The 23045-nt window shown below is 69.5% G+C and carries 25 protein-coding genes; 11 read left to right on the top strand and 14 right to left on the bottom strand.

Annotation, left to right across the window (positions count from 1 at the left end; all coding sequences use genetic code 11):
- Nucleotides 1-18: 18 nt before the first annotated feature.
- Nucleotides 19-1374 (top strand): uracil-xanthine permease family protein, encoded by a 1356-nt coding sequence (locus ACFUCU_RS05085; protein ID WP_377971107.1) that lies wholly within the window; start codon nt 19-21, stop codon nt 1372-1374.
- 94 nt (nt 1375-1468) lie between these two features.
- Here ACFUCU_RS05085 and ACFUCU_RS05080 read toward each other — a convergent pair whose 3' ends face one another.
- The gene (locus ACFUCU_RS05080) at nt 1469-1996 is read right to left on the bottom strand and encodes a hypothetical protein (protein ID WP_364137981.1); all 528 of its coding nucleotides are present in this window, start codon (nt 1994-1996) and stop codon (nt 1469-1471) included.
- A 122-nt stretch (nt 1997-2118) separates the two neighbouring features.
- Between ACFUCU_RS05080 and ACFUCU_RS05075 the strand changes: the two genes are divergently transcribed.
- Complete coding sequence (locus ACFUCU_RS05075) at nt 2119-2634, top strand: DUF6328 family protein (protein ID WP_377971105.1); 516 nt, start codon at nt 2119-2121, stop codon at nt 2632-2634.
- Here ACFUCU_RS05075 and ACFUCU_RS05070 read toward each other — a convergent pair.
- The 7 genes from ACFUCU_RS05070 to ACFUCU_RS05040 form a co-directional block, all read right to left on the bottom strand.
- A complete protein-coding gene (locus ACFUCU_RS05070) occupies nt 2631-4199 on the bottom strand; it encodes an MFS transporter (RefSeq protein WP_377971103.1) in 1569 nt (522 codons plus the stop codon). The two genes, ACFUCU_RS05075 and ACFUCU_RS05070, sit on opposite strands and share 4 nt — an antisense overlap.
- Nucleotides 4200-4313: 114 nt before the next feature.
- Nucleotides 4314-5438, bottom strand: coding sequence for a glycerate kinase (locus tag ACFUCU_RS05065; protein ID WP_377971101.1), 1125 nt, complete (start codon nt 5436-5438; stop codon nt 4314-4316).
- A gap of 43 nt (nt 5439-5481) precedes the next feature.
- Nucleotides 5482-6282, bottom strand: coding sequence for a glycerophosphodiester phosphodiesterase (locus ACFUCU_RS05060; protein ID WP_377971099.1), 801 nt, complete (start codon nt 6280-6282; stop codon nt 5482-5484).
- 26 nt (nt 6283-6308) lie between these two features.
- Complete coding sequence (locus tag ACFUCU_RS05055) at nt 6309-6551, bottom strand: hypothetical protein (RefSeq protein WP_377971097.1); 243 nt, start codon at nt 6549-6551, stop codon at nt 6309-6311.
- Nucleotides 6552-6747: 196 nt separating this feature from the next.
- Nucleotides 6748-7566 (bottom strand): HAD family hydrolase, encoded by an 819-nt coding sequence (locus ACFUCU_RS05050; protein WP_377971095.1) that lies wholly within the window; start codon nt 7564-7566, stop codon nt 6748-6750.
- Between the two features lie 70 nt (nt 7567-7636).
- Nucleotides 7637-8170 carry a YbhB/YbcL family Raf kinase inhibitor-like protein gene (locus tag ACFUCU_RS05045; protein WP_377971093.1) on the bottom strand — a complete coding sequence of 178 codons (534 nt, stop codon included), beginning with the start codon at nt 8168-8170 and terminating at the stop codon, nt 7637-7639.
- Between the two features lie 35 nt (nt 8171-8205).
- Nucleotides 8206-9168, bottom strand: a complete 963-nt coding sequence (locus tag ACFUCU_RS05040) for a carbohydrate kinase (RefSeq protein ID WP_377971091.1) — start codon at nt 9166-9168, stop codon at nt 8206-8208.
- Nucleotides 9169-9251: 83 nt separating this feature from the next.
- Between ACFUCU_RS05040 and ACFUCU_RS05035 the strand changes: the two genes are divergently transcribed.
- Complete coding sequence (locus tag ACFUCU_RS05035) at nt 9252-10568, top strand: MFS transporter (protein WP_377971089.1); 1317 nt, start codon at nt 9252-9254, stop codon at nt 10566-10568.
- Nucleotides 10569-10639: 71 nt separating this feature from the next.
- Here ACFUCU_RS05035 and nhaA read toward each other — a convergent pair whose 3' ends face one another.
- Together nhaA and ACFUCU_RS05025 are read right to left on the bottom strand one after the other, a co-directional pair.
- On the bottom strand, nt 10640-12034 hold the full coding sequence (gene nhaA, locus ACFUCU_RS05030; protein ID WP_377971087.1) for a Na+/H+ antiporter NhaA: 1395 nt from the start codon (nt 12032-12034) through the stop codon (nt 10640-10642).
- 114 nt (nt 12035-12148) lie between these two features.
- Complete coding sequence (locus ACFUCU_RS05025) at nt 12149-12943, bottom strand: alpha/beta hydrolase (RefSeq protein WP_364138441.1); 795 nt, start codon at nt 12941-12943, stop codon at nt 12149-12151.
- Between the two features lie 220 nt (nt 12944-13163).
- Between ACFUCU_RS05025 and ACFUCU_RS05020 the strand changes: the two genes are divergently transcribed.
- Nucleotides 13164-14270 carry a (p)ppGpp synthetase gene (locus tag ACFUCU_RS05020; RefSeq protein WP_364137999.1) on the top strand — a complete coding sequence of 369 codons (1107 nt, stop codon included), beginning with the start codon at nt 13164-13166 and terminating at the stop codon, nt 14268-14270.
- 12 nt (nt 14271-14282) lie between these two features.
- On the opposite strand, the gene ACFUCU_RS05015 is transcribed toward ACFUCU_RS05020, so the two are convergent.
- A complete protein-coding gene (locus tag ACFUCU_RS05015) occupies nt 14283-15023 on the bottom strand; it encodes a Type 1 glutamine amidotransferase-like domain-containing protein (protein WP_377971084.1) in 741 nt (246 codons plus the stop codon).
- Nucleotides 15024-15046: 23 nt separating this feature from the next.
- Nucleotides 15047-15562 carry a GNAT family N-acetyltransferase gene (locus ACFUCU_RS05010; RefSeq protein ID WP_377971082.1) on the bottom strand — a complete coding sequence of 172 codons (516 nt, stop codon included), beginning with the start codon at nt 15560-15562 and terminating at the stop codon, nt 15047-15049.
- 159 nt (nt 15563-15721) lie between these two features.
- On the opposite strand from ACFUCU_RS05010, the gene ACFUCU_RS05005 reads away from it, so the two are divergent.
- The 4 genes from ACFUCU_RS05005 (at nt 15722) to ACFUCU_RS04990 (ending at nt 18512) form a co-directional block, all read left to right on the top strand.
- Nucleotides 15722-17281, top strand: coding sequence for a phospholipase D-like domain-containing protein (locus ACFUCU_RS05005; RefSeq protein ID WP_377971080.1), 1560 nt, complete (start codon nt 15722-15724; stop codon nt 17279-17281).
- A 193-nt stretch (nt 17282-17474) separates the two neighbouring features.
- A complete protein-coding gene (locus ACFUCU_RS05000) occupies nt 17475-17624 on the top strand; it encodes a lmo0937 family membrane protein (protein ID WP_290257060.1) in 150 nt (49 codons plus the stop codon).
- 130 nt (nt 17625-17754) lie between these two features.
- The gene (locus ACFUCU_RS04995) at nt 17755-18126 is read left to right on the top strand and encodes a YidH family protein (RefSeq protein ID WP_377971079.1); all 372 of its coding nucleotides are present in this window, start codon (nt 17755-17757) and stop codon (nt 18124-18126) included.
- Entirely contained in the window at nt 18123-18512 is a 390-nt protein-coding gene (locus ACFUCU_RS04990; RefSeq protein ID WP_377971077.1) for a DUF202 domain-containing protein, read from the top strand. Before ACFUCU_RS04995 ends, ACFUCU_RS04990 begins: the two co-directional genes overlap by 4 nt.
- 60 nt (nt 18513-18572) lie before the next feature.
- Here the strand turns inward: ACFUCU_RS04990 and ACFUCU_RS04985 are convergent, their stop codons facing one another.
- Nucleotides 18573-19292 carry a VIT family protein gene (locus ACFUCU_RS04985; RefSeq protein ID WP_364138007.1) on the bottom strand — a complete coding sequence of 240 codons (720 nt, stop codon included), beginning with the start codon at nt 19290-19292 and terminating at the stop codon, nt 18573-18575.
- 216 nt (nt 19293-19508) lie between these two features.
- On the opposite strand from ACFUCU_RS04985, the gene ACFUCU_RS04980 reads away from it, so the two are divergent.
- Nucleotides 19509-19802, top strand: coding sequence for a DUF4287 domain-containing protein (locus tag ACFUCU_RS04980; RefSeq protein WP_290257064.1), 294 nt, complete (start codon nt 19509-19511; stop codon nt 19800-19802).
- A gap of 35 nt (nt 19803-19837) precedes the next feature.
- On the opposite strand, the gene ACFUCU_RS04975 is transcribed toward ACFUCU_RS04980, so the two are convergent.
- Nucleotides 19838-21361 (bottom strand): SulP family inorganic anion transporter, encoded by a 1524-nt coding sequence (locus tag ACFUCU_RS04975; RefSeq protein WP_377971075.1) that lies wholly within the window; start codon nt 21359-21361, stop codon nt 19838-19840.
- Between the two features lie 164 nt (nt 21362-21525).
- Here ACFUCU_RS04975 and ACFUCU_RS04970 point away from each other — a divergent pair, with 164 nt between their 5' ends.
- Nucleotides 21526-21927, top strand: a complete 402-nt coding sequence (locus ACFUCU_RS04970) for a MerR family transcriptional regulator (protein ID WP_377971073.1) — start codon at nt 21526-21528, stop codon at nt 21925-21927.
- 74 nt (nt 21928-22001) lie between these two features.
- Nucleotides 22002-23000 (top strand): bile acid:sodium symporter family protein, encoded by a 999-nt coding sequence (locus tag ACFUCU_RS04965; protein ID WP_377971071.1) that lies wholly within the window; start codon nt 22002-22004, stop codon nt 22998-23000.
- The last annotated feature ends 45 nt before the right edge of the window (nt 23001-23045 follow it).

Genomic DNA, 23045 nt, shown 5'->3' with positions numbered 1-23045 from the left:
TTTGAAAGGCTCACTGCCATGAGCATGCTCGGAACCAACTGGAAGATCCACGGAAACGGCAAGTCCATCCGCCCCGGCGAGGTCGTCCGGCCCGACGAGCGCCTGGCGTGGCCGCTGACCATCGGCGTCGGCATGCAGCACGTCGTGGCCATGTTCGGCGCCACTTTCCTGGTTCCGATCATCACCGGCATGCCCCCGGCCACCACCCTGTTCTTCTCCGGCGTCGGCACCCTGCTGTTCCTGGTGATCACCAAGGGCCGCGTCCCCAGCTACCTCGGCTCCTCCTTCGCCTTCATCGCCCCGATCATGGCCTCGCAGCAGCAGTTCGGCATCCCCGGTGCGCTCGGCGGCGTGGTGATGGCCGGCATCGGCCTCGCCATCATCGGCGCGATTGTGCAGAAGTTCGGGGCGGGCTGGATCAACCGCCTGATGCCCCCGATCGTCACCGGCGCCATCGTCGGCCTGATCGGCCTGAACCTCGCCCCCGCGGCCAAGAACAACTTCGACGCCGCCCCCATCACCGCCCTGATCACGCTCGCCGTCATTATCGTGGTCAGCGTCTTCTTCCGCGGCATCCTCGGCCGGCTGAGCATCCTGGTCGGGGTCGTCGTCGGCTACCTCGTCGCGATCATCCGCGGCGAGGTCAACTTTGCCAAGGTCGACGCCGCCGCCTGGATCGGCCTGCCGCACTTCCAGACGCCCGAGTTCCACCTCGGCGTCGTCGGCCTCTTCGTGCCGGTGGTCCTGGTGCTGGTGGCCGAGAACATCGGCCACGTGAAGTCCGTCTCCGCCATGACCGGGCAGAACCTCGACGGCGTCTCCGGACGCGCACTGATGGCCGACGGCGCCGCAACGGTCCTCGCCGGCCTCGGCGGCGGCTCCGGCACAACCACCTACGCCGAAAACATCGGCGTCATGGCCGCCACCAAGGTCTATTCGACGGCGGCGTACTGGGTTGCCGGCCTCTTCGCCGTGATCCTCAGCTTCTCGCCGAAGTTCGGCGAACTGATCGCCACCGTCCCGGCAGGTGTCCTGGGCGGCGCCGCCACCATGCTGTACGGCATGATCGGCGTCCTCGGCGTGAAAATCTGGGTGCAGAACAAGGTCAACTTCTCCAACCCGGTCAACCTCACCACGGCCGCCGTCGCCCTGATCGTCGGCATCGCGGACTACACCTGGACCATTGGCGACCTCAAGTTCACCGGCATCGCCCTCGGCTCGGCCGCCGCCCTGGTGATCTACCACGGCATGAAGGCCATCGCGAAGGCCCGCGGAACGGTCGCCGAACCGGAGACCGGGGACGGCACAGTCGCCGCCGCTGCCCGGGGCGCCGTGAACGCCGCCGCCAAGCGCGCCCCCAAGAAGCGCCGCTAAGCGTGGACCCGCGGCCTGGAACACGGCAAGGGCGGCCCCTCTCCCGGGAAGGAGTGGCGCCGCCCTTGGTGTTTACTGCTGCCGAAGCCGGTGGTTAGCCGGCGTTGAAGGACTCCTTGTCCTCGTCGTCGCGATCCTTCGGTGAGTGCTCCTCCGGCAGGTCCGTGCCGGAGCCGTCCGGAATGCCGGCGGCGTCCTGCCCGGACTCCGAGGAGAACGGGCGGCCCGGTTCGGCTTCCTCGGTGTTGGCCGAGTCCATGTCAGCTTCCGACGACGGCACGGCGCCGCCGTTCTCGGCTGCCGTCTCGTCGCCGGACTCGAAGCCCTGCTCGGTGCTCTCGTTTTCCGCGTTCATCTGCTCCTCCGTTCCTCCGAAGCGTCCCGCTCCGGGTTCTCCTGCACTGTCCTGGTCTTCCGCGCCGAACTGGCTCAGATCCGGGGCGCCGGCCGGGAAGGTCTCACCGTCCGGGCTGTCCTGGTTCAGGCCCGCGGCGTCGAACGCTTCTTCGTCGCGCGGCTGGGCGAAGCTCTTGGTGTCGCCGCCGGGCATCTCCTGCTCGGCGGTGGGTGTGCCGTAGCCGCCTGCTTCTTCCTCGACGACGCGGTGCTGGTCTTCAGACATGTGCTTCCTCCTGGTTAGCGGCGGCCGGCGGTCAGCCTGGCAGAATTTCCCTGCTCTTCCACCGTACCCGAAAATCGTCAGTAAGCTTAGTACCAGAGCGAAATCTCAGGTGAGGAGCAGCGATGGCGCGCGCCGATGAGTCCCGGGAGGCCGGGCGGAGTGAGACCTTTGACGAGAAGATGGACCGCAACTGGGGCGAGCTGCTGCAGGAACTCCGGGTGCTGCAGACGGGCGTGCAGATCCTGGCCGGCTTCCTGCTGACGCTGCCGTTCCAGAGCCGCTTCGAGAAGCTGGACGGCTTCGAGATCGGGCTTTACCTCTGCAACGTGGTCCTCGCTGCGCTCACCACGGCCCTGATTCTCTTGCCGGTCAGCGCTCATCGCCGGCTGTTCCGGCAGGGCCTGAAGGAGGTTCTGGTCTCCAGCGCGGACCGGATCGCGAAGACCGCCCTGGCCGCCGTCGCCCTTCTCAGCGTCGGGACGTCGGCTTTGGTTTTCGACGTCACGATCGGGCGGACCGCCGGGATTGTGGCCGGCGCAGCGCTCCTGGCGGTCCTGCTGGTGCTACTGGTCCTGGTGCCGGACCGGCTTCGGCGGAAGGCCCCGGGGCGCAGCACCGTGAATGGCGCTGACCACTAGCCGGCGGGGTGTTCCCTTCGACCGGCGTCACCCTCCCGGTCCGACGCGTCCGACGCGCGCTGGTCCGAGGCCGGATGGTCTGACTCGGCCGGATGATAGGTCTCGTCGAACGGCATCTCGTTGAGATCCAGCAGCTCGTTATCCTCCTGCCCCGCCACGAGTTCGTGGGCCTCTTCGACCGTGTCAACGCTCGGCATCGAGCCCATCAGCGGCCGGCCGGCCGTTTCCTTGATGAAGTAGACGGCGACCGCACCCACCGCAGACGTGGCCATGAGGTAGTAGGCGGGCATCATCTCGTTGTTCGTGCCGGCGATGAGGGAGGCGATGATGAACGGCGCTGTGCCGCCGAAGATGGCGACGGCGAAGTTGTAGGCGATACCCATGGCGCCGTAGCGGCTTTCCGTCGGGAACAGCGCCGGAAGCGTGGAGGCGAGGTTGGCCACGTAGAAGGTCAGCGGGAAGGCGATCAACGCCAGCCCCAGCAGCGTGGACCAGATGGCGCCGATACCGATCAGCAGGAAGGCCGGGAGGGCCAGGACCACGGTGCCCAGCGAGCCGATCCAGAGCACCGGACGGCGGCCGATCCGGTCCGAAAGCTTGCCCGTCAGCGGGATCGCGGCGGACATCAGGACCAGGATGGGGATAGTGAGCAGGGTGCCGTGCAGTTCGTCGTAGCCCTTGTTCGAGGTCAGGTACGTGGGCATGTAGGAGGTGAGCGCGTAACCCACGGTGTTGGCCGCGGCCACCAGGATCATCGCCAACAGGATTCCGCGCCAGTGCGAGGCGAAGATGGCTACCGGGCCCTTGGCGTCCGCAGATTCGCCTTCCGCTCCGCCGGTCTGCGCATCGAGGCTGGCCTGGAATGCCGGGGATTCCTCGATCTTCATCCGGAAGTAGATGGCAATCAGGCCCAGCGGGCCGGCGATCAGGAACGGGAGCCTCCAGCCCCAGGCCTGCATGGTGTCCTCGCCGAGGGTGACCTGCAGCAGCGTGACCAGTGCGGCGCCGATGGCGAAGCCCATGTAGCTACCCAGGTCCAGGAAGCTGGCGAAGAAACCGCGCCGGGCGTCCGGGGCGTGCTCGCTGACGAACGTGGTGGCACCGGCATATTCGCCGCCGGTGGAAAACCCCTGGATCAGCTTGGTGGCGACCAGCAGCACTGCAGCCCAGATGCCGAGGGTGGCGTACCCGGGCAGCAGGCCCACCACGAAGGTGGACGCGGCCATGATGATCAGCGTCATGGCGAGCACCCGCTGACGGCCGATCTTGTCGCCGAGCCAGCCAAAGAAGACCCCGCCGAGCGGCCGGGCCACGAAGGTGGCGCCGAAGGTTCCCAGCAGGAACAGGTTTTGGACGGTCTTGTCCGCCTCGGGCAGGAAGACCGGGCCCATGGTGGTGATCAGGTAGCCGAACACGCCGACGTCGTACCATTCCATGGTGTTGCCGACGATGGTTCCGCCGAGGGCCTTGCGCATCACGCGCCGGTCCACGACATTGATGTGTTCGACCTCGAGCCGCCGTTCGCGGAGCTTGGGGCGGCGGGCGGTGCTGCGCTTCATGGACATGCGGATCTCCTGTCACGGCCACCGGTATGCGCGTGGCCCTGGCAGGGGGTCACGGCCCCCAATGAAGCAATCTTATTCAGCGGGGAGCCGCTAAACCAGAGTCTTCACCGCCACTTAGGCGCCCTCGAGCACCTGGCTGGTGGTCCAGGCGAGGTACTTGGCCGCCTTCGCCTGCGCCTCCTCGGGCGAAGGGGCCGTGTCCACAAGCTGCGCCGCCGCAACCACGCCGCGCCGTTCCAGGTCTTCCGGGGTGACCAGGATCCGGCCGGCGACCATGATCACCGGGATGCCGAGGGCGTGCGCGGCGTCGGCCAGCGCCACGGGGGCCTTGCCGGTCAGCGACTGCTCGTCGAGGGACCCCTCCCCCGTGATCACCAGGTCTGCGCCGCGCAGCTTGTCGGCGAGGCCGGTGAGGCCCGCCACGAGCTGGAAACCGCTCTCCAGGGCCGCGTTGCTGAAGGCCAGGAACGACGCGGGGAAGCCCCCGGCCGCGCCGGCGCCGGGGACGTTGACGTCCCGGCCGGTGGCCTGCCGGAGCACGGAGGCCCAGTTCCGCAGGCCAGCGTCGAGCCGTTCGACGGCGTCCTCGTCAGCGCCCTTCTGCGGACCGAAGACGTGCGCGGCGCCGTCGGAGCCGTACAGCGGGTTCTGCACGTCGACGGCGATGCGCAGCGTCACGGCCGACAGCCGGGGGTCCAGTCCGCTGACGTCGACGGCCACGACGTCAGCCAGCGAGCCGCCGCCGAGGGGCACTACGTTGCCGTTGGCATCCAGCGGCTTGAGGCCCAGGGCGCGCAGGGCGCCGCTCCCGGCGTCGGTCATCGCGGACCCGCCCACGCCGAGGATGATCTCGGTGGCGCCGGCGTCGAGGGCGGCGGCGATCAACTGCCCGGAGCCGTAGCTGTGGGCACGCAGGGCGTTTTCCGGCGTGGGTTCCATGTGGGCGAGCCCGGAGGCCTGGGCGGTCTCGATCACGGCGGTGGCCCCGCCGAAGGCGTCCTTCCTGAGCGCCCAGGCCGCGCCGATCGGCGCCAGGATGGGCCCGACGACGGCGTTCAGCCGCTCCTCGTAGCCCGCGGCAACTGCGGCCTCCAGCGTCCCCTCGCCGCCGTCGGCGACGGGCAGCTGCAGCACGGAGGCCTCGGGGTAGACCCGGAGGGCCCCCTCGGCCATGGCGGCGGCGGCTTCGGCCGCGGTGAGGCTGCCTTTGAACTTGTCCGGGGCAATCAGGATGCGCATGGGTCCATCCTGCCAGCCGGGGCAGACAGCCAGGGACGTGCCGTCAGTCCCGCCACTGGCCGCGGTCTTGGAGCACGGCCTTGAGCAGGTCCGCCCGGTCCGTGACGATGCCGTCGACTCCGAGGTCCAGGAGCCGGTGCATCTCCGCCTCCTCATTAATGGTCCAGACGTGGACATGCAGGCCATGGAGGTGGGCGCGCCGGACGAAGCCCGCCGTCACCACCGGGACCGCACCGAACCGGACCGGGACCTGCAGGGCGTGGACCCCGCGCAGGGCCCGCGCCGTCACGCGCCGCAGCACCGGCGCCGGGAGTAGCGGACCCAGCAGCACGAACAGCGCGTTGGAGGCCATGCCGGCGGAGCTAGCGGCCGGCCGGCTCAGGCGGCGGAGGACCGCGCGGCGCCTGCGGTCGGAGAAACTGGCCACCAGCACCCGGTCGTGCAGCCCGTGCCGTTCGATCGCGGCTGCGAGGGTTTCCACAGAGTTCCAGTCCTTGACGTCCAGGTTCAGCCGGACGTCGGGGAGTTCGGCGACCAGTTCGGCGAGCTCCGGGATGGGTTCGGTGCCGGCGATCCGGGCCCGGGCTACCGTCTCGGCGGAGAGTTCGGACACCCGTCCGGCCCCGTCGGTGACCCGGTCCAGGGTCTCGTCGTGGAAGAGGAGCAGCACGCCGTCGGCGGTGGTGTGGACGTCGGTTTCCAGGTACCGGTAGCCGAGGCCGACGGCGGCGCGGAACGCGGCCATCGAGTTTTCCGCACCCTCCGGCGAGAACCCCCGGTGGGCGATGGCCACAGGGGCGTCGGGGGCGCCGTCGCGGGCGAGGAAGGGGTGCTCTGCGCTCATCCGGTCAGCGTACCGAAGCCGCGGTCCTAGCCGTGGGGCAGGATTTCGACGCCGTCGCTGCAGTGCAGCAGGGTGCGTCCGCCGCCGTCGAGGTCCACCCAGACCGTGGTGTGGTCCACGGTGAGCGCGTCCACGAATCCGGCCGCCTCGTAGCCCGGGGACAGCCGCACCCGGACCCGGTCGCCCTGGCGCAGGCTCCGCCAGTGGGCGTCCGGGGTGACGCGCCGCAGCGGCTGGTCGTCAATGTGTCGCTTCACGTTCCTGGCCATGATTGCCCGCCCTCAGTCATCCGATCCGTTCAGTGATTTGAGCGTAGGAGGCCAAGGTGAACGGCAGTTGGCCGCCAGCTGGGAATCACATGTCCGCGGCGCGGGCGGCGCGACGGCGGGGCGGGCGGCGCGACGGCGGGTCAGCGCGGCGCGGCGGGTCAGCGCGGCGCGGCGGGTCAGGACAGAAGGCGGAGCGTCAGGGCTGGCGGACACCAAGGTCGGCGAGCCGTGCCTCCAGGATCTGGGCCACGCCGTCGTCGTCGAAGTGCGGGGCCGTGTGCGCGGCGGCGCGGATGGCGTCGGGGTGGCCGCTGGCCATGGCGTAGCCGTGGCCGGCCCAGCGCAGCATCTCGATGTCGTTCGGCATGTCCCCGAAAGCCACCACGTCCTCGGCGCCGAGGCCCAGGGCGCGGGCATATTCGGCGAGGGTCACGGCCTTGTTCACGCCCGGGAGGGAGAGCTCCAGGAGGGCCATGTTGGGGGCGGAGTGAGTGGCGGCGGCCAGGTGGGCGACGGCGGGCGAGACGTCCGCGAGGAACTCGTCGGCGGTGCCTTCCCGGATGATCGCCATCAGCTTCACCACGGAATCGCCAGGACGGAGCGTCTCGTGCAGCGGGGCCGGGGTGACCTCGTCGAGCAGGCCGGCCGAGTTGCCGCCCAGGAAGTGCGGCTCCAGGTGGAAGCCGTCGAGGGTTTCGGCGGCGAACAGCGCGTCCGGCCGGATGCCCTGGATGATCCGCCGGGCCTCGAAGACTGATTCGAGGGCCAAGGCGCGGGAGGAGATGACCCGGTCGGATTCCAGGTCCCAGACCACGGCCCCGTTGGAGCAGATCACGGTTCCGGTGTGGCCCAGCTGGTCCCGGAGGGGGTGCAGCCAGCGCGGCGGCCGGCCGGTGACGAACACCAGCTCAACGCCAGCGTCGCGGCAGGCGTGGAAGGCGCGGACGGTCCGTTCGCTGATCCTGCCGTCGTGTCCCAGGATCGTTCCGTCGATATCGCTCGCTACCAGCCGCATGCTGCCAGTCTACGTCGGCGCCCCGGGCGGTGGCCCGGGGCGCCGACGCTTCAGTGCTGTTCGGAAAGTCTCAGTGCTGTTCGTAGATGCCGGTCAGCCGGGCCCGTCCGATGCTGTGGCTGAAGAGGTTAAAGCCAAGGAAGGCGGGGCTGCCGTCCGCGTCGACGTCGAGGTGTTCGACGTCGACGGCGTGCACCACAACGAGATAGCGGTGGGGACCGTGGCCCTTGGGCGGCGCTGCCCCCACGAAGCCAGCGAATCCGGCGTCGTTCTTCAGCTGCAGGGCACCCTGGGGCAGGTGCGCGCCGTCCTTGGAGCCCGCGCCGGCCGGCAGCGAGGTGACGTCCCCGGGGATGTTCAGGACGGCCCAGTGCCAGAAGCCGCTGGCAGTCGGCGCGTCCGGGTCGTAGACGGTGACGGCGTAGCTCTTGGTGCCTTCCGGGGCGCCGCTCCAGCTCAGCTGCGGGGATTCGTCCTTGCCGCCGGCGCCCATGAGTCCGCTGCGCTGCGGCGGCGGGAGGGTTTCCCCGTCGGCGAAGGATTCACTGCGGAGGTCGAAGGCGGGAACGTCCGGGAGCGGGGCATACGGGTCGTGGGAGGTCATGGCTGCCTTTCAGGTCTAACGCGGAGGTCGGGAGCTTACGGGGCCGTGCTGGTGTTCACGCTACCAAGTTCCATTGCGGAGAGTTCCGCGCGGCCGGGCGGGTTGGCGCCGGCCCGGGAGACGGTGACGGCGGCGGCCGCCGCGGCGTGCACCAGGAGCTCGCGCAGGCTGCCGGCGGAAAGGGAGCGCAGCTCGCCGCGGTTCTGCGCACCGTCCAGGCCGCGGTCCACGATGCCGGACAGCAGCGCCGCCATGAAGGAGTCCCCCGCCCCCACGGTGTCCGCCACCTTGACCCGCGGCGCCGGGGCCTGCGCTTCGCCGTCGGCGTTGACGCCCCAGGGGCCGTCCGCGCCGCGGGTGACCACCACCAGCGCGGGACCCTCGGAGCCGCCCAGCGTGAGCCAGCGCCGCGCCGAATCCAGCGGATCCACGCCGGGGTAGAGCCATTCGAGGTCCTCGTCCGAGGCCTTGACGACGTCTGCGAGGGCGACGAACTTTTCGGCCTGGTGCCGGGCATAGTCGGCGTCGGTGATGATGCTGGGGCGGCAGTTGGGGTCGAAGCCGATGGTGGCGGAGGGATGGGCGCGTTCGACGGCGGCAAACACGGCGGCGGCGCCGGGCGCCAGCATGGTGGCGATGGAACCGGTGTGCAGCAGAGTGGTGGCCTGCAGCATGAGCGGCAGCCGCTCGGTCAGGTTCGGCAGCTGCCAGGCGAGGTCGAAGGTGTAGCTGGCCGCCCCGGCGTCGTCGATCAGTGCCGTCGCCACCGAGGTGGGCAGGTCATCGGGGCCGAGAGGCAGCAGCACGGAGCCGGATTTCAGGTGGGCCGCCACCGCGTCGCCGTACTCGTCCCGTCCGTAGCGGCCGATGAACTGGACAGGGTGGTCCAGCCGGGCCAAACCGATGGCGACGTTCAAGGGGCTGCCGCCGACGTGGGCCCGGGTGCCGGAGGACCGCTGGACGACATCTACCAAGGCCTCGCCAATGACTGTGAGCATGGTCATACTCTGCCAGAGAATCCTGCACGGCGCCGCTCCCGGGCGACTTTCGTACAATACCCCCCGGGGTATATCATTGAGGCATGTCGACTTCCGCCCCCAGCCATGCCGCGCGCCGCGATGCCGTCGGTTCCGCCGTCATCCTTGGCCTGCGCAGCAACCTCCCGCAGTTCCTGCTGCTGGTGGCGGTCAACGCCCTGGTGGGAGGAACCCTGGGCCAGGAACGCACCGTGCTGCCGCTGCTGGCCGGCGACGTGTTCCACCTTGACTCCTACAGCTCCGCCCTGACGTACATTCTGGCCTTCGGGCTGGCCAAGGCGGCCACCAACTACGCCGCCGGAACACTGTCGGACCGGTTCGGGCGCAAGCCGGTGCTGGTGGCCGGCTGGCTGATCGCCCTCCCGGTGCCGCTGCTGCTGATCTTCGGGTCCAGCTGGTCCTGGATCGTTGCCGCCAACGTGGTGTTGGGCGTGAGCCAAGGCCTGACCTGGTCCACCACCGTGGTGATGAAAATGGATCTGGTGGGACCGCACCGCCGGGGCCTGGCCATGGGCTTCAACGAGGCGGCAGGCTACCTGGGTGTCGCCGGCACCGCACTCTTCACCGGCTATCTCGCGGCGACCTACGGCCTGCGGCCGGCCCCGTTCCTACTGGGCGCCGCATTCATTGCCGTGGGTCTGGGCCTGTCCATCCTCACCGTCCGCGAAACGCACCACCACGCCAAGGCCGAGGCGGCATCACGCTCCGGTTCCGTGGCGGAGAGCCAGCCGGCTGCGACGGCGGACTCCAGGGCGGGTTCGGGCGGACTCAGCAGCCGCGAGGTCTTCACGCTCACCAGCTTCCGGGACCGCTCCCTGTCCGCCGTGAGCCAGGCCGGCATGGTGAACAACCTCAACGACGGCCTCGCCTGGGGACTGTTTCCGGTGCTGTTCACCGGCGCCGGCCTGCCGCTGGAGCAGGTGGGGATCCTGGCCGCCGTGTACCCGGCGGTCTGGGGCGCGGTGCAGCTGGTCACCGGGGCGGCGTCCGACCGTTTCGGCCGAAAGTGGCTGATCGCCGGCGGGATGGGCGTGCAGGCGGTGGGCCTGGTGATGGTCGCGGCGGGCCACGGGTTCGGCGTCTGGCTGGCCGCCGCCGTGCTGATGGGCGTCGGGACGGCCATGGTCTACCCCACGCTGCTGGCAGCGATCGGCGACGTCGCCCATCCGGGCTGGCGGGCACGGTCCGTGGGCGTCTACCGGCTCTGGCGCGACGGCGGCTTCGCCGTGGGCGCACTGTTGTCCGGCATCCTGGCCGACGCCTACGGGATTCCGTCGACGATCATGGTGGTGGCCGCCCTCACCGCGGCGTCCGGCGTGGTGGTAGCCCTGCGGATGCGCGGCACGGACCACCGGCGCTAAACGACCGCAAGGCGGGGCCGCCGTCGCGCCCCGTCCCGGCCGCCGCCGTCGTCAGGAACCCGCCGTCGTCGTTAGGAACCCGCCGCGTCCCGCTGGTAGACGTCCGGGATGCCGTCCTGGTCCGAGTCCCGGCGCTCCTCTTCCTCCGCGATCCGGTACTGCCGGTTCCGGGTGGTGAGCACCGCGCCGGCGAGCAGGGCCGCGATGAATGAGGCCGCCAGGATGCCCACCTTCGCGTGGTCGTCGTGGGGGCTGCCTTGGCCGAAGCTCAGCTCTGCCACCAGCAGCGAGACGGTGAACCCGATGCCGGCGAGGATGGACACCCCGGTGATATCGATCCAGCGCAGCGAGCCGTCCAGCCGGGCGCGGGTCAGTTTGGTCAGCAGCCACGTGGTCGCCAGGATGCCGATCGGCTTCCCGAGGACCAGCGCCACGATGATGCCCAGAGCCACCGGATCGGTCAGCGCCGAGCCCAGGCCCTCCCAGCCGCCGACCGCCACCCCGGCGGAGAAGAACGCGAAGACCGGGACGGCCACGCCGGCCGAGATGGGCCGGAAGCGGTGTTCGAAGATCTCCGAGAGGCCGGGCCCGGCCTCGGGTCCGCCGCTGGCCCGCGAACGGATCACCGGGATGGCAAAGCCCAACAGCACGCCGGCCACCGTGGCATGGATTCCGGAGGCGTGGACCAGGGCCCAGGTGATGACACCCAGGGGCAGCAGGATCAGCCAGGCGGCGGGAGCCTTCAGGCCGAAGAATCGCCGGTACCGGTGGGCCAGGAACGTGTAGAGGCCCAGCGGCACGAGCGCCAGCAGCAGGGGCAGCACGTGCAATTCCCCGGAATAGAACACCGCGATGATGGTGATGGCGATCAGGTCATCCACCACCGCGAGGGTGAGCAGGAAGATCCGCAGGGCACTGGGCAGGTGCGAGCCGATGATGGCCAGGACGGCAACGGCGAACGCGATGTCCGTTGCGGTGGGAATGGCCCAGCCCCGGAGCGTCTCGGCGTTGCCCAGGTTCACCAGCACGTACAGCACCGCCGGCACCAGGACACCGCCGGCAGCGGCCGCCACCGGGACGATCGACTTGTTCAATTGCCGGAGGTCGCCGGCAATGAACTCGCGCTTGAGTTCGAGCCCCACCAGGAAAAAGAAGATCGCCAGCAGGCCGTCCGCTGCCCAGGCGCCGAGGCTCAGGTTCAGATGCCAGGGTTCGTAGCCGATGGTAAGGTCACGGAGCGCGAAGTAGCTCCCCGACGCCGGGGAGTTCGCCCAGATCAAGGCGACAACGGCGGCGGCCACCAGCAGCGCGCCGCCGACGGTTTCCTTGCGAAGGATTTCGCCGATGCGCAGTGATTCGGCGTAGCTGCCGCGGCTGAACAGGGCGGGACGGGAGGCGGGCTGCTTCGGTCCCGGCGTCCCCGGGCCCGGCGGCTGCGGGGAAGGGGTCGTGGGTGTCTGGCTCATCTGGGAAGTCCTCACGGTGGGTTCGACGAAATCATGCCGACCAGACTTCCCGGCGCACCTGACTCCAGTCTAGGCGATGGGCCCGGCTCACCGATGGCCGCTCCGGCCGCCGGCTCAGGCGAGCAGCTGCTGGACCAGTTCCCGCGACTTCCGGTAGGCCGGCGCCTTCGTATCGATGAGGGCGAAGTGGTCGCCGGGGACCTTGACCAGCTGAACCGCGGCTCCGGCGGCCCGGCCGGCGGCGGCATAGCTCTCGGACTGGCTGATCGGGACGGTGTCATCCTCCGTGGTGTGGAGCGCGACGACGGGCACGTCCAAGGGCACAGCGGTCATGGGGTCCGCATACTTATGCCGTTTGGGGTATCTTTCCGAAGAGCCGCCCAGGAAGTTGCTGACGGCCCCGTTGCTGAGGTCCAGCCGGTCCGCCTCGGCCAGGTTCAGCAGCCCGGACTGGCTCACCACGCCCGTCAGGTGCACCGCGGCGCCGTCGTCGTTGCGTTGCAGTTGCCGGTCCGCGTCCGGAAGTCCCAGCGCGCCCAGCCGGCTCCGCCCCGCGGCCCAGACGGCCAGGTGGCCGCCCGCCGAGTGGCCCAGCGCCACCACGCGGTCCAGGCCCAGGCCGTGCTCGCCGGCGGCATCCCGGAGCTTGTCGATGCCGTTCAGGACGTCCGCGAAGGTCTGCGGCCAGCCGCCGCCGTTGCCGGCCCGTCGGTACTCGAGGTTCCAGGCGGCCATGCCGTGGCTCGCGAGGTCCTTGGCCAGCGGCTCGCCCAGTTCGGCCCCGTACTGGGAACGCCAGTAGCCGCCGTGAATGACCACCGCCACGCCCCTGGTTTCGGTGCCGCCGGGCAGGAACAACTCGGCCCACTGGCTGGGGTCGTCCCCGTAGTGATACTTCTGCCGCTTCACGGTGTCCTCCCGGGGGCCGGGTGAGCATGCCACGGCGGCGGCCCCCAGAGCCGCCGTAGCCGCGGCACCGAGCAACACCCGACGCCGCAGATCAGCCATGCCCAGAGCCTACCGTGGGCCCGAGGCCGGACGGCGGAGGCCCGGGCGGACGTCTCCGCGGGGAACCGGAGGGCGGCGGGGTCCGGGCACGCTGTCGGTGCCGCACCGTATGCTGGGGCGCATGGCAAGCAACTGGGACCGTCTGGACCCCGCACTGCGCGAATCGGTGCAGGAAAACGTGGAGCTCTACGAGCGGGTCCGCCCTGCCCTGAAACTCGTGACCCGGGACGTGCTGCTGACGCTGCGGACCATGTTGAAGGGCACCGAGGTGACCCCGCTGTTCGTCACCGGACGGACCAAGACGGTGGAATCCTTCCGCGAGAAGATCTCCCGGGTGGAGGAATCCGTGGAACCCGGGGCGCCGCCGGTGCTGAAGTTTCCGGACCCGTTCCGGACGCTCAATGACATGGTGGGAATCCGGGTGATCACCAAGCTTCCGGCAGAGAATGCCGTCGTTGCCAACCTGATCAAGCGGCAGCGGCAGCTCTTTGATTGCCGCGGTGACCGGGAAAAGGACATCGGCTCGATCGAGTCGGGGACCTACGGGTACTCCAGCCGGCACCTGATCCTGCGCAGCATCCAGAATGAGGCGGTCAAGGAGTACCAGCAGGTCTTCAACCCGGAGGCCCAGCCCAACGGGAGCTACTTCTTCGAATGCCAGATCCGGACGGTCTTCGCCCACGCCTGGAGCGAGATCGAGCACGACATCCGCTTCAAGGCCGAGGACCCGCGCGCCTGGACCCCGCAGTTCGACCGGCAGTTCACCGCGACCGCCGCGATGCTCGAGACCGTGGAAAGCGCGTTCGCGGACCTGCACGAACGCTACGAGGAGGTCCGCAGCTACTGGGACATGGAGGGCGAGGGCGCCGCGCAGCTGACGCCGAACCGGATCCGCGACGTCTGGCGGACCCTGCTGCCGCACGTTGACCGGAAGGTCGACGACGACTGGGGCTGGGCCGCGGAACTGATGGCGGCCCACGGGCTGAACCAGACCGTGGAACTAGCGGGGCTGCTGAGCGCTGCCCGCATCACCGAGGTCCGCAAGGCCCTGGACCACCGCTACTCGCCCGGGCCGGATCGGCTGCTCGATGACCTGCTGCTCTGGGAGTACGGCCACGCTCACATCGACCTCACGGCCGAGCCCGCCGATACAGTGCCGCACCCCCGCCGGGACAGCCTGCTGCGCCGCCTGAAGCAGATCGAGCGTTACCGACTCACCAAGGGGTAGGACACAGCGGAGCTAGAGGGCCGTCGGCTCCAGCTTCTCCTCGACCACGGTGGCGTCGGGTGTTCCGGGCCGCTCGAGCCGGACCCGATAGGCCGCCTTGCCTGGGGCTTCGGTGACCACGTCGGCGAGGTCGGTGCCGCGGTAGACCAGGCCCACGCCGTCGTCGGTACAGTGCGTCTCCCCCAGCGTGCCGTCCGCCACCAGCCTGTGCACCGTTGGACGGCGCGCGGCCTCGGAGTCATAGTGGACGCCATTGTCGTACGGCAACAGTGCCAGCCCGTTGTCCACGGCCCGGAGTTCCGGGCCGAACGAGTCGGTGGTGCCTCCCTTGAACCAGCAGATGGAGCCGGCGGAGACCCCGGCGAGGACGACGCCGGCCTCCCAGACGCGGCGGAAGATGCCGTCCAGGCCGTGTGCGCGCCAGACCGCCAGGAGATTGACCACCGAGCCGCCGTTGACCCAAACGACGTCCTGGCCTAGCAGGTACTCCTCGATGTTCCCGACGTTCGGCATGGTGAACAGGTTCAGGTGGCTGAGGTCGAACTTGGCTACCCTGCTGGCCTCGCTGAGTTCGTGGTTGAACCAGCGCTGGTCGCCGCTGGCCGTGCCGACATGGCTGATCCGCGGCGCCCGCCCGGAGACCCCCGACAGTTCGACGGCGTGATGCACCAGTTTGTTGAACTCGAAACGGGTCCGGGTGCCGGGGCGCAGGCCGCCGGACGTGGCGAGGATGGTGGGACTGTCGGCGGTCATGGGTGCGGGTTCCTCCGGCGGTATCAGGGGCGGTGTGCTTCGAGACTAGCCGTCATCTGCTGCCGGGCCTCGTAGCCTTCCAGGCCCAGGCGCCCTTCCGTCTCAAGGAGCAGTCGCTGGAGCGACGTCGTGGGCACCGACGGGACAAACCCGAGCCGGGCATAGAACGGTGCATTCCACGGCACGTCAACGAAGGTCCGCAGCGTCAGCTCGAGGTAGCCCCTGGCCGCCGCCTCGTTTTTCGCGGCAAGCACCAGGGCGGTGCCCACTCCACGACGGCCATGCTCCGGAAGGACGGACACCTGCTCAAGGTGCGCAGCACCGTCCCGTTCGATGACATGAACGAATCCGGAGGCGCCGCCCTCCGGGGATTCCGCGATGAGGAGGAATCCCGGTTCGGCCGCCCGCTCCGCGCCAATCGGCGCCGGATCCCAGGGGCCGACCTTCAGCCAGTCGGTCAGGAGGTGGTCAGCGGAGTTTTCAATCCGCTCGATGGCCTCGAAGTCGGCCTCAAGGGCGGGTCGAATCAGCGGCTTCACGGCCACATCCTACGGCCTGGCCCCGCCCCCCGGACCTCAGGCACGGATCCACACACCGCCCGGGCAAAGGCAGGACGAACCCGTCCGGGCGCGCCAGCGGCTACCTTTGGAGGCAGGCGGCAGGCTACCTCCCGCCCCGACAGCCGAAAGAAGGTCTGGATGGACAGCGACGCCGGTGCATGGTTCCTCAGCGGCCCGGAGCGGGGAAACCCCGCCAGCGAAGTCCAGGACGGCCGGAACGGAGGTCCCGCCTGGTCGGAGGGGAACCTGGTCCGGCCCCTAGTGCACGGGGCCACCTACTTCGCCCGCCTGCACGAGGAACTGTCCTCACTGACCGCCGGCGACCGCGTCTGGTTCACGGACTGGCGCGGCGACGCCGACGAACGCCTGGTGCCCGACGGCCCCACCATCGGCGACCTGCTGGCATCCCTGGCGCGCTCCGGCGTCGAGGTCCGCGGCCTGGTGTGGCGCTCCCACGGTGAGCGCATCTCCGCACCGATCAGCGGCCGCTCCAACGAACTGCTGGGCCGTGAGATCAATGACGCCGGCGGCGAAGTCCTGCTCGACCAGCGGGTGAGGATGTTTGGCTCCCACCACCAGAAACTGGTGGTGATCCGTCGCCGGGATGATCCGGCCCGGGACGTGGCGTTCGTCGGCGGCCTGGACCTGTCGCACAGCCGCAGGGACGATGCCGGCCACGCCGGGGATCCGCAGGCCGTCGAGATGGACCCGCGCTATGGTGACCGCCCGCCGTGGCATGACGCCGCCCTGGAGCTGCGCGGTCCCGTCGTGGCGGACGTGTTGGCCGTCTTCGCCGAACGCTGGAACGATCCCCACCCCCTGGACCGCAAGACCCCCTACCGGATGCTGCTGCAGCGCCTGGCCCGGATGCCGCGGCATCCAGAACCGCTTCCGGAGACAGCCCCGCCGCCCCCACCGGCGGGGGGCCACGCGGTCCAGTTGCTGCGCACCTACGGGGTAAAGCGGCCGCCTTTCCCGTTTGCGCCCGACGGCGAACGCAGCATCGCCCGCGCCTACGCGAAGGCGTTCGGCCGAGCGAGGTCGCTGATCTACATCGAGGACCAGTATCTGTGGTCCCTCGAGGTGGCGGACGGGATCGCCGAGGCCCTGGAACGCAATCCCGACCTTCGGGTGATCGCCGTCGTGCCGCGCTATCCCGACTCCGACGGCACCCTGGGCGGTCCGCCGCGCCGGCTTGGCCAGCTGAAGGCCCTGCACCGGCTGCACCGGGCCGCCCCGGACCGGGTGTCCGTGTTCGACCTGGAAAACGCCGCCGGAACCCCGGTGTACGTCCACGCCAAGGTCTGCATCATCGACGACACCTGGTTCACGTGCGGCTCGGACAACTTCAACCTCCGGTCCTGGACCACGGACAGCGAATTGACCTGCGCCGTCGTGGCCCCGGCTCTGGCCCGGCAGCTCCGGCACGAACTCTGGGCCGAGCACCTGGGCCTGGACCCGGCCGACCCCCGGATGGACGACGCCGATTCCTGCGGAGACCTCTGGAATGGGACGGCCGCCGCCCTGCAGCACTGGCACGACGGCGGCCGCACGGGGCCCCGACCCGCGGGCCAGGTGCGCCGCCACACCGTCGAGACCGTGACCCGGCTGCAGCGGCTCTGGGCGGACCCGCTCTACCGGCTCATCGTCGACCCGGATGGCCGGCCCCGACAGCTACGGGGAACCACTCAGTTCTAGAAGGAGGATCCTGACCACCGGCGGCCGCACGGGCTGACCCACCTGACCTGCGGATCCATGCCAGACGCATCATCGGCGCGCCGCTTGGCAAAAGATCGCAAGCACCCTTACTATTTCCTCTGAAGCGGCCCCCGGGCCGGGACTCACCAAGAACCATCCATATCTTCACCCAAAGAGTCATCAAGGAGTCATCATGTTGCTTTGGATCGCGATCATCCTGGCCGTTCTCTGGCTGCTCGGCCTGCTCGGCAGCATCGGCGGCGGGTTCATCCACCTGCTGCTCGTCGTCGCCGTCATCGTCCTGATCTTCCACTTCGTCCGTGGACGATCCTCGCGCGTCTAAGTACCGCGTAACCCGGCAATGGCGGGGGTGCTGACCTGGTCGGCTCCCCCGCCATTGCCATGTCCGGGCTAGCCTAGATCCGGTGGCCACCCGGGCCGCCGCCGGCCCTCAGGCCGGGGAAGGGAGTCCCGTGAAGAAGATCCTGTCCCGCGAACCCGGCTGGCGTCGGGAGGGGCAGATGCCCGACTACCGGTTCTCCCTGGCCAACGAACGTACCTTCCTGGCCTGGATCCGCACCGCGATGGCCATCCTCGCGGGGGCCATCGCCATCGACCAGCTCACGCCGCAGATCGCACCCCAGCCTGTGCGGGTGGTGCTGTGCCTGGTGCTCTCGGTCATTGGCGCCCTGCTGGCCGTCGAGGCCTACCGCCGCTGGGCCCTGCAGGAACAAGCCATGCGGAACAACCGCGAACTCCCACATGCCTGGCTGCTGGTGGCGATGACCGGAGTCATCGCCGCGGCCGCCGTCGTCTTCGCAGTCCTGATTCTGCTGGGCCGATGAGCGCCGCGGCCGACGGCGGAACGGTCCCGGGCCGGGACCCCGGCCTCCAGCCGGAGCGGACCTCACTGGCCTGGCGGCGGACCCTGCTGGCGCTCCTAGTGGCGGACTTCTTCATCTGGCGCTCCTGGCTCACTCACCTTGGGTTGGAACACGGCCAGGAACACATCCCCGAACAGGGCGGACCCGGCGGCTACGCGCTGGGCCTCGGAATTGCCGCCGCGGCCGCCGCGGCGGCAACGGTGCTGATCGCGGGCTGCGTCATTGTCCGGGCCCGGGTCCTGCGGCGCGGCACCGACGCCCCGTCCGCCGCCCTGCTCCGCACGGCCGCCGGTGCGGTCCTCCTGCTCGCCGCGGCGGTGTCCGCCAGCATCGTCCTCTCCCGCTGACCCACCCGAGGGAACGCCTCAGGGCGACGCCGCCGCTGTCATTGACCTCCGGCAGGGGCTTTACGCGATGCCGGTGGTGCCGAGCAGCAGGCCCACGGCGTAGGTGAACGCCATGGCCAGCGCACCGCCGATCACCAGGCGCAGGGTGGCCTTCCGCTTGGAGCTGCCGCCGATCCTGGCGCTGATGGTGCCCGTGATGGCCAGTGCAATGACGACGGCGACGAAGGTCAGCGGGATGCGCACCTCCGCGGGGGTCAGGATGATGGTCAGGAACGGCAGGATCGCGCCAACGGTGAAGGCGATGGCCGAGGCCATGGCGGCGTGCCAGGCGCTGACCACCTCGTGCTCGTCGATCTTCAGCTCGGCCTCAAGGTGCGCACCCAGCACGTCATGGTCGGTCAATTCCCGTGCCACCGTCTGGGCCGTAGCCGCCGAGAGTCCCTTCGCCTGGTAGATCGCGGCGAGCTCCGCCAGTTCGCCCTCGGGATCCTCCGCCAATTCGCGGCGCTCCTTCTCGATCAAGGCTCGCTGGCTGTCGCTCTGGCTGCTGACGGAGACATATTCCCCAAGAGCCATAGATACCGCGCCACCAACGACGGCGGCCGCGCCGGCCACCAGGATGGGGGTGACATCGTTCGTTACACCTGCCACGCCCACCACGGTCGCGGCGACGGAAACAATGCCGTCATTCGCGCCGAGGACGCCGGCCCGCAACCAGTTCAGCCTGGCGGCAATGCTCTCGTCGTGCGGTTCGTTGGCGTGCAGCGTGGCGTCAGTCATGGCCTTAGTAAAACACCCGGCGGCATGCCGCGCCACGATGATCCGCGGGCGGGCGGGATGGGACGCACGTCGTCGGACCCGCCGGAGGCCCGCCCGAAACCCGCCGGAAGCTCTCGAAGGCCCGCATGGAGGGCCCCTCCGGCTCTGGCGCGGCCCCCGCCCCGTGCCTAGAGTGGCCCCCAAACGCTCAAAAGACGGTCCAACGAAGGGACATCGATGTCATTTCAGGCCTACCTTGACTCCATCGAGGCTAAAACCGGACTCACCCCCAGGGAGTTCCTCAATGCCGCCCACCAGCGGGGCCTGACGGGCACCTCCGTGAAGGCCGGGGAGATCCTCGACTGGCTCAAGGCCGACTACGGGTTGGGCCGCGGCCACGGGATGGCCCTGGTGCATGTGTTCAAGCACGGCCCGGGCATCAGCGCCAAGCACGTCGGCACAACGGGCGCGCACAGCGATGCCACCGACACCCTGTGGCTCGACGGCAAGGACTCGAAGCCCGGGACGTAGGCCCTGAACTCAGACCCGGGGCACGCCGTCGGGGATCAGTGCCCCGCGCCGAGCTTCCCGCCGAGCCGTTCCCGCATTCGGACGCTGGCGTCGTTGAGACCCACGATCTTCACGTCCTTGCCGTGGTGGCGGTACTTCTCCGTGATCGCATCCAGCGCCGCCACCGTGGAGGCGTCCCAGAGGTGGGACGCGTGCAGGTCGATCACCACGAATTCCGGGTCCAGCGCATAGTCGAACTGCGTGTAGAGCTCGTTCGAGGAGGTGAAGAACAGCTCGCCGGTCACCGTGTAGGTGGCGGTGTCATGGCCGCCCGCGGTGGAAACCGTGCGTTCCACGGTGACGAAGTGCGCCACGCGGCGGGCGAACAGCACCATGGCCACGAGCACCCCGACGCCGACGCCGACGGCCAGGTTGTGGGTGGCGACGGTGCCGATGACCGTGGCCACCATGACCGCAGTCTCGCTCTTGGGCATCATCTTCAGGGTGCGGGGCCGGATGCTGTGCCAGTCGAAGGTGGCCACCGACACGAAGATCATCACCGCCACCAGTGCCGCCATCGGAATCAGGGACACGATGCCGCCCAGCACCACCACGAGGATCAGCAGGAAGACGCCGGCCAGGAAGGTGGAGATCCGGGTGCGGGCGCCGGAGGCCTTGACGTTGATCATGGTCTGGCCGATCATCGCGCAGCCTCCCATGCCGCCGAAGAAGCCGGTCACGATGTTGGCCACGCCCTGGCCCCAGGCCTCGCGGGACTTGGGCGAGCGGGTGTCGGTAATGTCGTCGACCAGCTTGGCCGTCATCAGGGACTCCAGCAGCCCCACGAAGGCCATGGCCAGGGCGAACGGGAAGATGATCTGCAGCGTCTCGACAGTGAAGGGGACGGACGGGATCAGCAGGGACGGCAGCGAATCCGGCAGTGCACCCTTGTCCCCCACGGTCGGGACGGCGACGGCGGCCAGCACGGTGATGAGCGTCAGCACGACGATCGCCACCAGCGGGGCGGGGACGGCGGTGGTCAGTTTCGGCAGTCCAAAAACGATCACCAGGCCGAGGGCCGCCAGGGGGTACACCAGCCAAGGGACGCCGAGGAGTTCGGGGACCTGGGACATGAAGATGAGGATGGCCAGGGCGTTGACGAAGCCCACCATGACCGAGCGCGGGATGAACCGCATCAGCTTCGCCACACCGGACAGCCCCAGGATGATCTGGAAAATGCCGGCGAGGATGACAGCCGCAATGAGGTAGTCCACGCCGTGCGACGCCACCAGCGGAGCCATGACCAGGGCCACGGCCCCCGTCGCGGCGGAGATCATGGCGGGACGGCCGCCCACGATGGAAATCGTGACCGCCATGGTGAAGGAGGCGAAGAGGCCGATCCGCGGATCGACGCCGACGATGATCGAGAAAGCGATCGCCTCCGGGATCAGCGCGAGGGCGACGACGAGGCCGCCGAGGACTTCGGTCTTCAGCCGGCGCGGGGAGGCGAGGGTGGCCCGGACGGACTGACGTTCTTCGGGGGTGGGGGCGGGTGCGGGCAAGGCGGTTGTCACGGCCACTGCTGGCTCCGTTTCTGATGGGGGCGCCGGGGCGCCACGGATCCCGGGACCGGCCCGGGTCTGGCGAAAGCTTTGCTGCGTCGATTGCGGGCGCCACACTGCGCCGAAGAAGAGCGGGACGGCTTGGCCATCACACCGCGTCACACCAACCCTACCCTAACGTGATGGTAGAGTTGAACGTCGAACGGACGGAGACCTTCATGACGGCCAACAGCACCACCATGCACATCGGCGAACTGGCGGGACGCACGGGCCTGTCCCTGCGCACCATCCGGCACTACGACGACGTCGGCCTGCTGCCCGCGTCCGCCCGCACCGATGGCGGCTTCCGCGTCTATTCGGAGGCCGACGCCGAACGGCTGATGGTGATCAAGCAGATGAAGCCGCTCGGGTTTTCCCTGGAGGAAATGGCCGAGATCCTGGCCCTCCTGGGTGGGGACTCCCCTGCCGCCACCACCCCCCTGGCCGCATTCCTGGAGCGCGCCGAAATCCAGCGCGCCAAGATGGCCCGCAACCTCGCCCAGGCGGACGAGTTCATCGCCATGCTGGGCCGCAGGACCGCCTAGCCCCGCCTGACACACTCCCCGCACCCCCGGTCACAAAGTGGCCCCGCGGGCGCGCCGAATGGCACCATTCTTGGATGCTTGAGGCAACTAAATCTTCAGAGTCCCGCGCCGACGCGGACACCCCGGCCAATCCCGCCCTCGCCGCCGAGGCCCGGATCGCCCGCATCGCCGTCACGGTTTTCCCGCTCCTGGTGGTGGTGGCCGGCGTCGTGGGCTTCCTGGCACCGGGCGCCTTCAAGCCGCTCGCACCGAGCGTCCCGTATCTGCTGGGCATCATCATGTTCTGCATGGGGCTGACCCTCACTCCGCCGGATTTTGCCTCCGTGGCGAAGCGGCCTTGGGCCGTGGTGCTGGGCATCGTGGCGCACTACGTCATCATGCCGGGTGCCGGCTGGCTGATCGCCCAGGCGCTGCACCTCGAGCCGGAACTCGCCGTCGGCGTCATCCTGGTGGGCTGCGCGCCGTCGGGCACCGCCTCGAACGTGATGGCCTTCCTGGCCAAGGGCGACGTCGCCCTCTCGGTTGCCGTCGCGTCCGTCTCGACGCTGATCGCCCCGGTGGTCACTCCCCTGCTGGTGCTGTTCCTGGCCGGTTCCTACCTGCAGATCGACGCCGCCGGAATGGTGCTGGACATCGTCAAGACCGTGCTGCTGCCCGTGGTCGCAGGCCTGCTGGCGCGCTTGTTCCTCAAGCGCGCGGTGGCCAAGGTCCTCCCGGCCCTGCCGTGGGCCTCGGCCGTGGTGATCTCCCTGATCGTGGCGATCGTGGTGGCCGGCAGCGCAAGCAAGATCGTCGCCGCCGGCGGCATCGTCTTCCTCGCCGTGGTGCTGCACAACGGCTTTGGCCTGGGCCTCGGCTACCTCGCCGGCAAGCTGGGCCGCCTGGACGCCAAGGCCCGCCGCGCCTTGGCGTTCGAGGTGGGCATGCAGAACTCCGGCCTGGCCGCGACGCTGGCCACCGCGCACTTTAGCGCCCTGGCAGCCCTGCCCTCGGCCGTGTTCTCGCTCTGGCACAACGTCTCGGGGGCCATCGTGGCCGCCTGGCTGGCGCGCCGTCCGCTGCGCGACGCCTAGACGAGGCGGAGGGTGGTTACGGAAGATTGACCCTCGTGACGCGAT

The organism is Arthrobacter sp. NPDC057259 (assembly GCF_042668995.1).
Lineage (GTDB): Bacteria > Actinomycetota > Actinomycetes > Actinomycetales > Micrococcaceae > Arthrobacter.
This window is presented reverse-complemented; position numbering and strand designations above follow the sequence as displayed.

Excerpts from the sequence above, each read along its gene's own strand:
- ACFUCU_RS05060 (WP_377971099.1), bottom strand. The coding sequence starts at position 6,282 with ATGAGCGCAGAGCACCCCTTCCTCGCCCGCGACGGCGCCCCCGACGCC.
- ACFUCU_RS05000 (WP_290257060.1), top strand. The coding sequence starts at position 17,475 with ATGTTGCTTTGGATCGCGATCATCCTGGCCGTTCTCTGGCTGCTCGGC.
- nhaA (WP_377971087.1), bottom strand. The coding sequence starts at position 12,034 with ATGAGCCAGACACCCACGACCCCTTCCCCGCAGCCGCCGGGCCCGGGG.
- ACFUCU_RS04965 (WP_377971071.1), top strand. The coding sequence starts at position 22,002 with ATGCTTGAGGCAACTAAATCTTCAGAGTCCCGCGCCGACGCGGACACC.
- ACFUCU_RS05035 (WP_377971089.1), top strand. The coding sequence starts at position 9,252 with ATGTCGACTTCCGCCCCCAGCCATGCCGCGCGCCGCGATGCCGTCGGT.
- ACFUCU_RS04990 (WP_377971077.1), top strand. The coding sequence starts at position 18,123 with ATGAGCGCCGCGGCCGACGGCGGAACGGTCCCGGGCCGGGACCCCGGC.
- ACFUCU_RS05045 (WP_377971093.1), bottom strand. The coding sequence starts at position 8,170 with ATGACCTCCCACGACCCGTATGCCCCGCTCCCGGACGTTCCCGCCTTC.
- ACFUCU_RS05055 (WP_377971097.1), bottom strand. The coding sequence starts at position 6,551 with ATGGCCAGGAACGTGAAGCGACACATTGACGACCAGCCGCTGCGGCGC.
- ACFUCU_RS05040 (WP_377971091.1), bottom strand. The coding sequence starts at position 9,168 with ATGCTCACAGTCATTGGCGAGGCCTTGGTAGATGTCGTCCAGCGGTCC.
- ACFUCU_RS05080 (WP_364137981.1), bottom strand. The coding sequence starts at position 1,996 with ATGTCTGAAGACCAGCACCGCGTCGTCGAGGAAGAAGCAGGCGGCTAC.
- ACFUCU_RS05005 (WP_377971080.1), top strand. The coding sequence starts at position 15,722 with ATGGACAGCGACGCCGGTGCATGGTTCCTCAGCGGCCCGGAGCGGGGA.
- ACFUCU_RS05050 (WP_377971095.1), bottom strand. The coding sequence starts at position 7,566 with ATGCGGCTGGTAGCGAGCGATATCGACGGAACGATCCTGGGACACGAC.
- ACFUCU_RS05085 (WP_377971107.1), top strand. The coding sequence starts at position 19 with ATGAGCATGCTCGGAACCAACTGGAAGATCCACGGAAACGGCAAGTCC.
- ACFUCU_RS05020 (WP_364137999.1), top strand. The coding sequence starts at position 13,164 with ATGGCAAGCAACTGGGACCGTCTGGACCCCGCACTGCGCGAATCGGTG.
- ACFUCU_RS05075 (WP_377971105.1), top strand. The coding sequence starts at position 2,119 with ATGGCGCGCGCCGATGAGTCCCGGGAGGCCGGGCGGAGTGAGACCTTT.
- ACFUCU_RS04985 (WP_364138007.1), bottom strand. The coding sequence starts at position 19,292 with ATGACTGACGCCACGCTGCACGCCAACGAACCGCACGACGAGAGCATT.
- ACFUCU_RS05015 (WP_377971084.1), bottom strand. The coding sequence starts at position 15,023 with ATGACCGCCGACAGTCCCACCATCCTCGCCACGTCCGGCGGCCTGCGC.
- ACFUCU_RS04970 (WP_377971073.1), top strand. The coding sequence starts at position 21,526 with ATGGTAGAGTTGAACGTCGAACGGACGGAGACCTTCATGACGGCCAAC.
- ACFUCU_RS05065 (WP_377971101.1), bottom strand. The coding sequence starts at position 5,438 with ATGCGCATCCTGATTGCCCCGGACAAGTTCAAAGGCAGCCTCACCGCG.
- ACFUCU_RS05070 (WP_377971103.1), bottom strand. The coding sequence starts at position 4,199 with ATGTCCATGAAGCGCAGCACCGCCCGCCGCCCCAAGCTCCGCGAACGG.
- ACFUCU_RS04980 (WP_290257064.1), top strand. The coding sequence starts at position 19,509 with ATGTCATTTCAGGCCTACCTTGACTCCATCGAGGCTAAAACCGGACTC.